Origin of the sequence: Nonomuraea ferruginea (genome assembly GCF_039540635.1) — a bacterium.
In the GTDB taxonomy this organism is placed as follows: Bacteria; Actinomycetota; Actinomycetes; order Streptosporangiales; family Streptosporangiaceae; genus Nonomuraea; species Nonomuraea ferruginea.
Genome location: NZ_BAABFD010000004.1, coordinates 346655 through 358905 on the forward strand (window position 1 = coordinate 346655; position 12251 = coordinate 358905).

Consider the following 12251-nt stretch of genomic DNA (forward strand, 5'->3'; position numbering starts at 1 on the left):
GTCAGGTCGCGATGTCCGGGTAGGGCAGGCTCATGTGGGCCAGCTTACGGGCGTACTCCTTCTGGAACCCGAGAGGCTCGTAGTCGCGCTCGAACATGGCGATGAAGAGCGTGAGCGTGAGGAACGGGTGCGCGCCCATCTCGAACAGCCGCACGTAGTCGTGCGCGGCCAGCGCCTCCCGCTCGGCGTCGTCGAAGCGCAGCCAGGTCGACGCCTCGCCGCCGTGGCAGTTGAGCACGAGGTTGGCCCGCGTCGACTCCCACCACTCGACCGTGCCGCGCGGGTCCTCGCGGTAGCGCTCGACCAGCTCGGGGTCGCGGTCGACGGTGAACAGGAACTTGTTCAGCAAATACTTGCTCACGACCGGCCTCCGCGCGGGTACCAGGTGAAGTACGCCTCCATGGTGTGGAACAGATCGTAGGTGTCGACGTAGTCGGCCTTCTGGCCCTCGCCCGCGACGCCCATCATCAGCATGAAGTCCATGAACCCGTGGGTGGCGTTGCCCGGCGCGTGCAGGCTGTCGAGCGTGACCTCCGCCAGGCAGCCCTCGATGTCGCCGCCCGCGATCCACTCGACGGCCTTGGCGTCGAACTCCGGGTCCGGCCCGTGCGGCCCGAACTGGCGCGGCCCGCCCAGCTCCAGCGACAGGTGGCCGGTGCCGATGACGGCGACCCGCTGGTCCGACGGCCACGACTCGACCAGCTGCCGGATCGTGCGGCCCAGGTCCACGAACCGTTTCGGCCGAGGCAGCGGCGGCGCGAAGATGTTGGTGTAGACGGGCACGATCGGCAGGTCGTTCTGCGGGCGCAGGGTGATGATCGGGCACGTGATCGAGTGGTCGATCCGCAGCTCGTTGGAGAAGGCCAGGTCGAAGCCCGCGTCGAGGCCCTCGCGCAGCACGTGGGAGGAGAGGTCCTCCTGGCCGGTGAAGAGCATCCGGGGCAGCCCGAACTCGCGCTCCTCGTTGTACCAGTTCGCGTCGTAGTAGGGCGCCTTGCCGACCAGGAACTGCGGCATGTTGTCGAGCCAGAGCTGATGGAAGTGGTCGGACCCGACCATCACCAGCACGTCGGGCCTGGCCCTGGTGAGGGTCTCACGGAACGCCTCCACCTTGCGCACCCACTCGTCGGCGAACGGCGGCCGGTCCTCACCGGTGGCCGTGCTGGCGCGGTAGTAGAACGGATGGTGGGTGGATGCGATCACGGCGACGAGTTCAGCCATGCGTGCCTCCAGGGGGGTACGGGTCGGGGGCGACGGACCGGTTGTTGAGATCGACCGACAGGAAGATGTCGTTGGCCACCGGGTGGCGCAGCTCCTCGGCGAGCTGGCCGATCAGTCCGGCGGTCCTGGCGAGCAGGGCGAAGCCGCGCAGCAGCTCCAGCGGCAGCCCGAGGTCGGCCAGCGCCGCCCCGCAGACGCCGGCCCCGTTCAGCGGGAGCGTCTTGCCGAGCACCTCGGGGTGGACGCGGCCGATGGCGGCGAACAGCGACAGGTGGGGCCCGTAGAGCCCTTCCTCGGCGGCGATCCGCAGCAGCCGTGGGGTGCGCGGGTCGCCGTTCTTGTGCACGTGGTGGCCGAGCCCGGGGACGAACCTGCCCTCCGCGCGCCGGGCGCGCACGGTCTCCAGGGCGAGCGCGTCCCACCCGGCGTCGTCCTCCGGCGGCTCGCCGGCGGACTCCAGCACGGCGTGCAGGAACCGGCCGCAGTCCTCGGTCACGCCGAGGAACCGGGACCCGCCGCCGAGCAGCCCCGCCGCCAGCGCGCCCTGGATCGAGTCGGGCGCCGACAGGTAGGTGAGCCGGGTGACGATCGCGGTGGGCGTGAACCCGTGGTCGGCCAGCGCGGCGAGCACGGCCTCGAACACGCGCGTCTCGCCGGGTGACGGCCTGCGCTGGGCGGCCAGCCAGAACGCCAGCTCGCCGAAGCCCACCTGGCCCATCACGTCCTCGGCGAGGTCGTGGCCCAGCAGGGTGATCTTCTCGACCGAGGACGCGCCGAGCGCGGTCGGATACTCCCGGTCAGCCACGATCGCCGCCTTCCCCGCCCGGCTCGGACAGCCAGGCGCGCAGTTCCGCGCCGTGCTCGTCCAGCTCGGGCGGCGGCAGCTCGTACGTGAGCGCGCTCTCGGAGAACCGGATCGGGTGCCGCGTCGTCGGCACCGCCCGCTCGCCCTCGCCGACCGCCACGACCGGGTCCAGCCCGAACCGCTCGGCCATCGCGAACCCGCCGTCGACGGTGTTGATCGGCCCGCTCGGCACCCCCGCCTCGACCAGCAGGTCGAACCACTCCACGGCGGTCTTGGCGCGCAGCCGGTCCACGAGGATCGGCCGCAGCTCCTCCCGGTTGGCGGTCCGCCCCGCGTTGCGGGCGAAGCGCGGGTCGTCGGCCACCTCGGGGATGCCGAGCACCTCGCACAGCTTGCGGAACTGGCCGTCGTTCCCGGTCGCCACGATCAGGTCGGTGTCGGCGGCCGGCAGCGGCTCGTACGGGAACACGCTCGGATGCGCGTTGCCCATCCGGAACGGCACCACGCCACCCGCCACGTAGGCGGAGCTCTGGTTGACCATCGCCGTCAGCGCCGACGACAGCAGATTGATCTCGACGTGCTGCCCCCGGCCGGTGGCGTCCCGATGGCGCAGCGCGGCCAGGATGCCGATGACCGCGTGGTTGCCCGCCATCACGTCGAACACCGAGATGCCGGCCCGGTACGGCGGGCCCTCCGGGTCGCCGGTGAGGCTCATCAGACCGGACATGGCCTGCACCATCAGGTCGTAACCGGGCACATTGGCCCCAAGGCCGGAGCCGAACCCGCTGATGGACGCGTACACGATGCCCGGGTTCGCCTCCAGCACCGCGTCGAAGCCGAGGCCGTACTTGTCCAGCCCGCCCGGCTTGAAGTTCTCGATCAGCACGTCGGCCCGCCGCGCCAGCTCCCTGGCCAGCCCGGCGTCCTCCTCGTCGCGCAGGTCCAGCGCGATCGACCGCTTCCCCCGGTTGACGCCCAGGTAGTAGGTGGCCGCCTCGCCACGGGCCGGCGGTGTCCACGACCGGGTGTCGTCCCCCTTGGGCCCCTCGACCTTGACCACCTCGGCCCCGAGGTCGGCCAGGAGCATCGTGGCGTACGGGCCCGCCAGCACGCGGGAGAAGTCGGCCACCAGCACACCGGACAGTGGTCCTGCTGTCATCCGGCTCCGCCCTCCATATCCGTTACACGGACAGATGTCCGTGACGCACATTCTCACCATCCAACAGGAGAAGCGTCAACCATTGACAGGCCGCCCGAGCGTCATCAGAGTGTCCCTTAACCAGCGGTGACCGTATGACGGACAGTCGTACGCAGAATTCGGGGTGAGGGAGTCCACCATGACAGAATTCGAGGCCGGACGCCCCGTGGTGCTGCGGGGCGGCACGGTGCTGCCGATGACCGACGGCCACGAGGTGCTCTCCGGCGTCGACGTGCTCGTCGAGGGCGACCGGATCGCCGCCGTGGGGCCGGAGCTCGCGGTGCCCGACGGCACGATCGAGATCGACGCCACCGACGGCATCGTCATGCCCGGCATGATCGACACCCACCGGCACATGTGGCAGACCGCCATGCGCGGCTACGGCGCCGACTGGACGCTGACCCAGTACTTCGTCTGGTACTACCTGGAACACGGCAGGCTGTTCCGCCCCGAGGACGTGCACGCGGGCAACACGCTCGCCGCCATCGAGGCGATCGACGCCGGCGTCACCACGGTCGTCGACTGGTCGCACGGCCTGCAGACCGTCGACCACGCCGACGCCGCCGTGGACGCGCTCCAGTCGGTGCCCGGCCGGTTCGTGCTCGCGTACGGCAACATCCAGGCGCCGCCCGCCGAGTGGACCGCCGCGCCGGAGTTCCGCGACTTCGTGAGCCGCCGCATCACCGGCGACGACATGCTCGGCTTCCAGCTCGCCTTCGACGTGGTGGGCGACCCCGCCTTCCCGGAGAAGCCCGCCTTCGAGGTGGCCCGCGACCTGGGCGTCTCCGTCACCACCCACGCGGGCGTCTGGGGCGCCACCAGTGACGAGGGCATCAGGCAGATGTACGAGCACGGGTTCATGACCCCGGGCACCGTCTACGTGCACGCCGCCACGCTGGAGCCCGACTCCTACCACCGCATCGCCGCCACCGGCGGTTCCATCTCGGTGTCCACCGAGAGCGAGCAGAGCGCCGGCCAGGGCTACCCGCCCACCTGGGCGATCCGCCTGCACGGCATCCCGGTCTCGCTGTCGATGGACACCAGCGTCTGGTGGAGCGGCGACCTGTTCTCCGCCATGCGCACCACGCTCGGCGCCGACCGCTCCCGCGCCCACCTGGAGGCGCACGCCAAGGGCGACACCGTCACGCACTGCGCGCTCCGCGCCGACCAGGTCGTCGAGTGGGCGACCAGGGGCGGCGCGCGGGCGCTCGGCCGCGACGACCTCGGCAGCCTGGAGCCCGGCAAGAAGGCCGACCTGGTGCTCATCAAGAACGACCGGTCGCCGGTGTCGTTCCCGCTGCTCAACCCGTACGGGCACGTCGCCTTCCAGGCGCAGCGCGGCGACGTGCACACGGTGGTCGTCAACGGCCGGGTGGTCAAGCACGAGCACGAGCTGGTCGGCGTCGACCTGGCCGCGGCCCGCCGCCAGGTGGAGTCGACGGTCGAGTACCTGCGCTCCACCATGGGGGAGGAAACCTGGCTGAAGGGCATGAACCCCGACATCACGGAAACGAAGATCCTCGACAACCCGTACACGTACACCGACTACCGAAGCTCCGCCACGCGCGACCGTTAAAGTCCTACCCGTGAGACCTGCTGAGCGAGGCGTCGATGGCACGCGCTGACACCGGACCCGATTTCATCGAGGCGCTGGCCCGCGGCCTCGACGTGATCAAGGCGTTCCAGCCCGGCCGGCCCGTCATGACGCTGACCGAGGTGGCGACCGCGACCGGGCTGGCCCGGCCGACGGCCCGCCGCATCCTGCTGACGCTGAGCGAGCTCGGCTACGCGCGGGCCGAGCAGGGCGGGTTCGCGCTCACGCCGCGGGTGCTGGAGCTGGGCGTGTCGTACGTGCGCTCGATGGGGCTCTGGGAGGTCGCCAGGCCCCACCTGGAGTGGCTGGTCGCGCGGACGCACGAGTCGTCGTCGATCGCCCAGCTCGACGGGTCCGACATCGTGTACGTGGCGAGGGTGGCGGTCCCCAAGATCGTCACCCTCTCGGTGCAGATCGGCACCCGGTTCCCGGCGCTGCAGACCTCGCTGGGCAAGGTGCTGCTGGCCGCGCTGCCGCCCGCCGAGGTGGAGCGGGTGCTGGCCGAGCCGAGCCGGTCGGGCATCACGCCGCGCTGGCGGCCCGGCCGCGAGGAGCGCGAGAGCGCGCTGCGCGCGGTGCGGGCCAAGGGCTGGGCGCTCACCGACGAGGAGCTGGCGCTCGGCATCAGGTCGGTGGCCGCCCCGCTGCGCGACGGCATGGGCAACGTGATCGCCGCCGTCAACGTCAACGCGCACGCCGCCGAGACCTCGGTGGAGAAGCTCACCGAGGAGCATCTCCCGCTGCTGCTCAAGACCGCCGGCGCGATCAGCGCCGACTGGTCGCAGTATGCGGCGGTGCCGCAGGTCACCGCGTCTTGACGACACCCTCCCCGACCAGCCGGTCGACCGACTCGCGGATCGCCTCGAAGGGCGAGTAGCGCGGCCGGAACCCGAGCAGCCGCGCCGCCTTCTCCATGCCGCAGTGGGGGCTGTGCGCGATGTGGTCCCAGGTGGCGTCGGCGTCCTCGGCCGAAACGGTCTCCTTCCACCGCTCCCACGGCAGGAACGACAGCCGCGCCTCCCGCCCGAACCAGCCGGCCGCCGTCTCGGCGTAGCCACGCAGCGTGACCGCGGAGTCGGCGACGCAGTGGAACGCCTCGCCGAGCGTGACCGAGCGGCCCGCGAGCGCGGCCATGAACAGCCGGGCCACGTCGTCGGCGTGGACGTGCTGGAGGGTCTCCAGGCCCAGGTTGGGCAGCGCCAGCTCGCCGCCGTCGGCGAGGATCTGGAAGGTGACCGGGTTGACGTTGCCCGCCGGCGTGACCGGCACCCAGCCGGGCCCGACGATGTGGCCCGGGTGGATCACCGTGGCGGGGAAGCCGTCGCGCTGCGCCCGGTCGAGCAGGTAGGCCTCGATCGCGGCCTTCTTGACGCCGTAGTCGCCGAAGGGCCGGCGCGGGGCGTCCTCGGTGGTGGGCACGTGGACGCTGGGGCCGTGGACCCAGACCGTGCCGCAGTGGAGGAAGTGGCGGATCCGGCCCGCCAGCGCGTCGGCCAGGTGGCGGGCGCTGGACTCCTCGAAGCAGATGAGGTCGATGACCGCGTCGGGCTCCAGCCCGGCGACGCGGTCGCCGAACGTGCCGGCCGCCTCCTCGGCCGCCCGGTCGGCGGTCACCGTGGTGACCCGCTGCCAGGCGCCGTGGGGGGTGTAGGGCCGCCGCGTGCCGCGGCTCACGGCGACCACGTCGTGACCCGCCTCGACGAGCCGGGGAACCAGGTAGGTGCCGATGTGGCCGCTGGCACCGATCACCACTACGCGCATGGCGCAAGCTTAGAACGCCGCCCGGTTTGCCGACATCCCGCGAGGGCAGCCGCGGGAACATGGCCGAAAGGAGCAGCCGCCGGGCCGACGCCGTCCGGCTGGCGCGTGCGCAAGGACTGTTCAACATGGCGTGCGGGCTCTGGCCCTCACTGTCCATGTCCAGCTACGAGAAGGTGTACGGGGCCAAGACCGACCGGTTCCTGGTCCGTACCGTCGGGAGTCTGCTCGTCGGAGTCGGGCTCAACCAGTTGCGGGCCGCCGCCCGCCCGGAGGGGCTGCCGTACGCCAAGCGCCTCGGCACCTCGGCGGCCCTGACCCAGCTGCGCCTGGACCTGATCAACGTGTTCACCGGCCGGGTCCCGCCCACGTACCTGATCGACGCCGCCGCCCAGGCGGGCTGGCTCTACGCGTGGCGGCGGACCGCCGAGCCGCCGCCGGCCCGTACCGGGACGAAGATCGCCACCCAGCTCGGCGTGGCGCTCGCGGGTGCCGCGATCGGCGGCGGCGCGGCGTGGGCCGGCGACGCGCTGGGACGGCGTGCCGCTCGGCCCGCGGGCGAGGGGGCGGTCACCGTGCCGAGTCCGGAGGTGCAGCCCGTCTGAGGTGACCCGCCCGGGGTCAGGGGACGGGGGACAAGGGGGAGAACATGAGCGAGCAACCAGGTCATGAGGTCGAGCGCGACATCAGGGAGGCGGCGGAGACCTCGCCCCGCCCGGCGGGCGCCACTCCCGGGATCGAGGACAGCATCGACGAGCACGAGCTGCGCCGGCTCACCGAGCTCAACCCGGACGACTTCGAGTGACGGCCGGCGGGCCGCCTTCACCGGCCGCCCGAGAACCGCGCTGAACCGCCGCCCCGGCGTTCGCCTCGGGAACCGCCCGACCGGTTCTTGCCACGCTGCCTGCGAGGACGGACGATCACGCGTGCCGCCAGGTGTGAAAGCCGCGTAAAACGGCATGTTCCTGGCAGATCGTAGGCGGAGACGCACGCGGGAGGGTCCATGACGACGGGAAAGAAGGCGGAGCCCGCGCCGGCGGCGACCGTCCGGGTGCTGTTCTCGCCGGGGAACGTCTGGCGGGCCGCGCTCGTCGTCGTCGGCGTCCTGGCCCTGGCGATGTTCCTGCGGTTCGTGCTGACCGACGCGGGCTCGTTCCTCTTCCTCGTCGTGATCGCCTGGTTCCTGTCGCTGGCGATGGAGCCGGCGGTGGGCAGGCTCGCGCGGCACATGCGGCGTGGCGCCGCGGCCGCGGTGGTGATGGCCGGGCTCGGCCTGTTCGCCGCGATCTTCCTGGTGCTGTTCGGGCAGCTCTTCGTGGAGCAGGTGGCGCTGCTGGTCAAGGGCCTGCCGGACGTGCTGGCCGCCGCGACGGAGTGGGTCAACCGGCAGTTCGGGACGAACTACAACGTCTCCGACATCCTGGAATCGGTCAAGCTGACGCCCCAGGAGGCCGCCGGATACGCGCAGGGGGTCCTGGCGGGCGTGCTCGGCGTGCTGGGCACCGTGGCCGGGATGGTGTTCAACATCTTCGCGCTCATGCTGCTGACCTTCTACCTGTCGGCCGACGGGCCGCGCGCCCGCCAGTGGCTGGCGCGGCGGCTGCCCGGCCGCTTCCAGCAGGTCTTCACCAGCGTGTGGGACATCTCGCTGGCCAAGACCGGCGGCTACGTGGCCGCCCGGGTGATCCTGTCACTGATCAACAGCACCGCCTCGACCATCGTGTTCCTGGCGCTCGGCATGCCGTCGTGGCTCGCGCTGGGCGTGTGGACCGGGGTGGTGGCCCAGTTCGTGCCCACCATCGGCACGTACATCGCGATCGCGCTGCCCGTCGTGGTCGGGCTGGTCTCGGACCGGCCGTGGATCGGGCTCGCGGCGCTCGCCTGGGGCATCCTCTACCAGCAGGTGGAGAACCTCACCCTGGAGCCCAGGATCAGCGCGTGGGGGGTGGACATCCATCCCGGGGTCTCGTTCTCGGCCGCGATCACCGGAGCGCTGCTGTTCGGCGTGACGGGGGCGCTGCTGGCGATCCCGACGGTGGCGATGCTCCTGGCGCTGCTGGACACCTTCGGCACCCGCCACAAGCTCGAACCACCGGTCCAGGCCCCCCAGCCCGAAGAACCGCCGAAGGAACCGCCCGCCGGCCAGAAGCAACCGGGCTGACCAGGCCGGGTACGCTTCGGCGGAGATGCTGAAGCTCGATCGGTTGGTGAACGTCCTCGGTGGATACGGGACGCGCCTGGTGTGCGCGCCCGCCTCCCGGGACGTGCCGCTGCGCAGCGTGGTGGTCCACGACCCGGCCGATCCGCGACCGGCGACCGGCGACGTCTTCCTGGCCGTCGGGGTCGGGTCCGCGCCGGAGGCGGTGCGGTTGGGCGCCGCCGCGCGGGCCGCCGCGGTGCTGGTGCGCGACAGCGACAGCGACAGCGGCAGCGACGGCGGCGACGGCGACGACGCGGCGGCCGAGGGCCGGGCCGCGGGGGTCGCGGTGCTGCTGGTCGACCCGGCCGTGTCATGGAGCCAGTTGCTCGGGATCGTGTACGGGCTGGTGCTCGAAGGGCGTGAGACCGAGGCGGGCCGGGGCCCGACCGACCTGTTCGCGTTCGCCGACACGCTGGCCGGAGAGCTGGGCTACCCGGTCACCGTCGAGGACCAGATGTCGCGGGTGCTCGCCTACTCCGGCTCGCAGCAGACCGCCGACCCGGTGCGGCTGGAGACGATCCTCGGCCGGCGGGTGCCCGAGGAGATGCGCGGGCTGCTGGAAGGCAAGGGCGTCTTCTCCCACCTGGCCGCCTCCGACGAGCCGCTGTTCGTGGAGCCGTCGCCCGAACACGGGCTGCGCGGCCGCATGGTGGTGGCGGTGCGGGCCGGGCGCGAGCTGCTCGGGTCCATCTGGGTCGAGTGCCAGCGTCCCCTCGCCGGGCGGCAGCGCGACCGGCTGGCCGACGGGGCCAGGGCCGTGGCGCTCCACCTGCTGCGCTCCCGGGTGAGCGCCGACCTCGAACGCCAGGTGGAGTCCGACCTGGTGATCCAGCTCGTGGAGGGCACCACCGACGCCCCGGCGCTGATCAGCAGGCTCGGGCTGCCCGGCGGCCAGTTCCGGGTGATCGCGCTGCAGGCGCACGTCGGCGCGGAGCGGCACGCGGCGGTGCTCACCGCGTTCGAGCGGGCGACCACCGGGTTCGGCTGGTCGCGGCCGGGCCGCAGCGCGCTGTTCGGCAACACGCTCTACACGGTGCTGCCGTGCGGGAACGACGCCGCCCCGGCCCGCGACTGGGTGCGCGCCATCGTGTCCGTGCTGCCGCGCGGCGTCATCGTGCCCGCCGGGGTGGGCGGGCCGGCCGAGCCGGCGCAGCTGCCCGCGAGCAGGCAGGAGGCCGACGAGAGCCTGGCCCTGCGCGCGGCCGTGCCCGCGGGGCCCGTCGTGTACGACGAGTCGTGGGACGAGATCCTGCTCCAGCGGCTGCGCGCCGCCGCCTCCTCCGGCCGCACCCCGGCCCGCGGTCCCGTCGCCGACCTGACCCGCCACGACACCGAACACGGCACCCGCTACGTCGAGACCCTGCGGGCCTGGCTGGAGGCGCAGGGCGACCTCGCGGCCGTGGCCACCCGGCTCGGCGTGCACCCGAACACGGTGCGCTACCGGCTGCGGAAGATGGCCGCCGTCACCAGCCTGGAGCTCGACCGGCCGGAGAAGCGCCTGGCCATGATCATCGGGCTCGCGCTCCACCAGGGCTGAGCCTTTGTCGCCGATGGACAAAGAGGCGTTGGGCGGTTGTTCTCCCAGCACAGCGCCTTTTGCTCGCGTACCGGTAATCCTTCCCTTATCTGAGGAAGGGGATGGCAGCAATGGGCATCGACGGTGGGCCGCGTACGGCTGTGGTGATCGGCGCCGGTGTGGTGGGTCTGTCCACCGCCTGGTTCCTGCAGGAACGCGGCGTGGAGGTCACCGTGGTCGACCGCGACGGGGTCGCCGCGGGCGCGTCATGGGGCAACGCGGGCTGGCTGTCCCCGGGGCTGGCCATTCCGCTCAACGAGCCCGGCGTGCTCCGTTACGGGCTGCGCTCGCTGCTCGACAAGAACGCTCCGCTGCACGTCCCGGTGACCCCCGACGTGGGGCTGTGGTCGTTCCTGACCCGGTTCGCGCTGCACTGCAACTGGCGCTCGTGGGGCCGCGCCGTGCGGGCCAACCTCCCGTTCAACGAGGAGTGCCTGGAAGCGTTCGACGTGCTCACCGGCAACGGCGTCGAGGCTCCCACCATCGAGGCGCCGATCATGGCGGCGTTCGAGACCCAGAAGCAGGCGGTCTCGTTGCTGCACGAGCTGCGCCGCATCAACGACTCCGGCCTGGAGATCCGCTACGCCGCGTTCGAGGGTGACGAGCTGCGCGCGCAGATGCCGCAGCTCTCGGCCGGCGCCACCGCCGGTGTCCGGCTCGACGGCCAGCGCTACATCGACCCCGGCGCGTTCACGCACGCCCTGGCCGCCGCCGTCACCGCGCGCGGCGGCGAGATCCGGCCGGGCTTCCGGGTCACCGGTGTGACGTCCGAGGCCGGCGGGCACGTGGTCCGGTCCGGCGCGGGCGACGAGGTCAAGGCCGACGCCGTGGTGCTCGCCACCGGCGCCTGGCTGAACAAGCTCGGCGCGGAGTGGGGCGTGCGGACGCGCGTCCAGGCCGGGCGCGGCTACTCGTTCACGGTGCCGACCGACGAGCCGGTGCCGAGCCCCCTCTACCTGGCGGCCGTGCGCGTCGCCTGCACCCCGTACCAGGGCAAGCTGCGGGTGGCGGGCACGATGGAGTTCCGCGACGCGGACGCGCCGCTGTTCGAGCGCCGGGTCGAGGCGATCATCAAGTCGGCCCGGCCGCTCATGACCGGCGTGCGCTGGGAGGAGCGGACCGACACCTGGGTCGGCGCGCGTCCCGTCACCCCCGACGGCAAGCCGCTGGTCGGCGCGACCCGGGTGCCCGGCGTCTACGTGGCGGGCGGGCACGGCATGTGGGGCGTCACGCACGGCCCGGCCACCGGCCGCATGCTGGCCGAGCAGATCACCACGGGCAAGACCTCCGCGATCCTGCGCGAGTTCGATCCCACCCGCTGACACACGCGAAAGGCCACCGCCCCTGGAGGCGGTGGCCTTTCCTGCTTCGGCTCAGAAGCCGATGGACTGGTTCCTCAGCCGGTAGCCGTTCGGGCAGTCGAGCACGTGGCGGCGACCGGTGAACTCCTCCCTGACCTCCACGATCCGGGTGCCGCTGTCGCACCGGATCCAGTGGACGTAGTCGCCCCGGTTGCGGCAGGTGGCCAGCGAGGCGTTGCCGTTGTCGACGGTGCGCAGCTGGCACTCGAAGCGCTCGCCGGTGGCGGCGCTCGCGCTCCCGCCCATCGCGAGGAGCCCGGTGGCGAGCATGGCGGGAACGGCAAGCGAGATGAGGGTCCGCTTGAGCATGAAAACCTCCTGAACGAGGCGATACTTGGCTGTATCGCACCTTTCGTTACGGCGCGTTCACGCCGCGTAGCCATGCTGTCCCCCTGGGCGCGCGAAGCGGGGGACTGGCAGGGCCGAAGAGGTTCAAATCTCCGTCACGTCGGCGGGGCTTCTCGGGCATAGCGGTGTGAACCCCACGGGAACGGGAAGACGGCCCGAACACCATGATCCACCCTGTCCACGGACGTTA

Annotated in this window: 13 protein-coding genes; 7 read left to right on the forward strand and 6 right to left on the reverse strand. The window is 72.1% G+C overall.

Annotated elements, in window-relative coordinates; translation table 11 throughout:
* Position 1: 1 nt before the first annotated feature.
* Genes ABD999_RS10435 through ABD999_RS10450 form a run of 4 tightly spaced genes read right to left on the reverse strand, consistent with a single transcriptional unit; the run spans position 2 to position 3185 of the window.
* Complete coding sequence (locus ABD999_RS10435; RefSeq protein ID WP_148035462.1) at positions 2-361, reverse strand: hypothetical protein; 360 nt, start codon at positions 359-361, stop codon at positions 2-4.
* Positions 358-1221 carry a DODA-type extradiol aromatic ring-opening family dioxygenase gene (locus tag ABD999_RS10440; protein WP_271276790.1) on the reverse strand — a complete coding sequence of 288 codons (864 nt, stop codon included), beginning with the start codon at positions 1219-1221 and terminating at the stop codon, positions 358-360. Before ABD999_RS10440 ends, ABD999_RS10435 begins: the two co-directional genes overlap by 4 nt.
* Positions 1214-2026 (reverse strand): citryl-CoA lyase, encoded by an 813-nt coding sequence (locus ABD999_RS10445; RefSeq protein ID WP_271276791.1) that lies wholly within the window; start codon positions 2024-2026, stop codon positions 1214-1216. The genes ABD999_RS10440 and ABD999_RS10445 overlap by 8 nt, the downstream gene beginning before the upstream one ends.
* The gene (locus ABD999_RS10450; RefSeq protein ID WP_271276792.1) at positions 2019-3185 is read right to left on the reverse strand and encodes a CaiB/BaiF CoA transferase family protein; all 1167 of its coding nucleotides are present in this window, start codon (positions 3183-3185) and stop codon (positions 2019-2021) included. Before ABD999_RS10450 ends, ABD999_RS10445 begins: the two co-directional genes overlap by 8 nt.
* A 178-nt stretch (positions 3186-3363) precedes the next feature.
* Between ABD999_RS10450 and ABD999_RS10455 the strand changes: the two genes are divergently transcribed.
* Together ABD999_RS10455 and ABD999_RS10460 are read left to right on the forward strand one after the other, a co-directional pair.
* A complete protein-coding gene (locus tag ABD999_RS10455; RefSeq protein ID WP_271276793.1) occupies positions 3364-4800 on the forward strand; it encodes an amidohydrolase family protein in 1437 nt (478 codons plus the stop codon).
* Positions 4801-4835: 35 nt separating this feature from the next.
* A complete protein-coding gene (locus ABD999_RS10460; RefSeq protein ID WP_219542879.1) occupies positions 4836-5636 on the forward strand; it encodes an IclR family transcriptional regulator domain-containing protein in 801 nt (266 codons plus the stop codon).
* Here the strand turns inward: ABD999_RS10460 and ABD999_RS10465 are convergent.
* Positions 5623-6579 carry an NAD-dependent epimerase/dehydratase family protein gene (locus tag ABD999_RS10465; protein ID WP_148035456.1) on the reverse strand — a complete coding sequence of 319 codons (957 nt, stop codon included), beginning with the start codon at positions 6577-6579 and terminating at the stop codon, positions 5623-5625. The two genes, ABD999_RS10460 and ABD999_RS10465, sit on opposite strands and share 14 nt — an antisense overlap.
* 59 nt (positions 6580-6638) lie before the next feature.
* On the opposite strand from ABD999_RS10465, the gene ABD999_RS10470 reads away from it, so the two are divergent.
* The 5 genes from ABD999_RS10470 (at position 6639) to ABD999_RS10490 (ending at position 11674) form a co-directional block, all read left to right on the forward strand.
* Positions 6639-7181, forward strand: coding sequence for a hypothetical protein (locus ABD999_RS10470; RefSeq protein WP_271276794.1), 543 nt, complete (start codon positions 6639-6641; stop codon positions 7179-7181).
* Positions 7182-7225: 44 nt separating this feature from the next.
* On the forward strand, positions 7226-7381 hold the full coding sequence (locus tag ABD999_RS10475; RefSeq protein ID WP_271276795.1) for a hypothetical protein: 156 nt from the start codon (positions 7226-7228) through the stop codon (positions 7379-7381).
* A 198-nt stretch (positions 7382-7579) separates the two neighbouring features.
* Positions 7580-8737 carry an AI-2E family transporter gene (locus tag ABD999_RS10480; protein WP_148035455.1) on the forward strand — a complete coding sequence of 386 codons (1158 nt, stop codon included), beginning with the start codon at positions 7580-7582 and terminating at the stop codon, positions 8735-8737.
* A gap of 25 nt (positions 8738-8762) precedes the next feature.
* Complete coding sequence (locus ABD999_RS10485; RefSeq protein WP_271276796.1) at positions 8763-10313, forward strand: PucR family transcriptional regulator; 1551 nt, start codon at positions 8763-8765, stop codon at positions 10311-10313.
* Between the two features lie 101 nt (positions 10314-10414).
* Complete coding sequence (locus tag ABD999_RS10490; protein WP_372452394.1) at positions 10415-11674, forward strand: NAD(P)/FAD-dependent oxidoreductase; 1260 nt, start codon at positions 10415-10417, stop codon at positions 11672-11674.
* Between the two features lie 51 nt (positions 11675-11725).
* Here ABD999_RS10490 and ABD999_RS10495 read toward each other — a convergent pair whose 3' ends face one another.
* Positions 11726-12022, reverse strand: coding sequence for a hypothetical protein (locus ABD999_RS10495; RefSeq protein WP_271276797.1), 297 nt, complete (start codon positions 12020-12022; stop codon positions 11726-11728).
* Between the last annotated feature and the right edge of the window lie 229 nt (positions 12023-12251).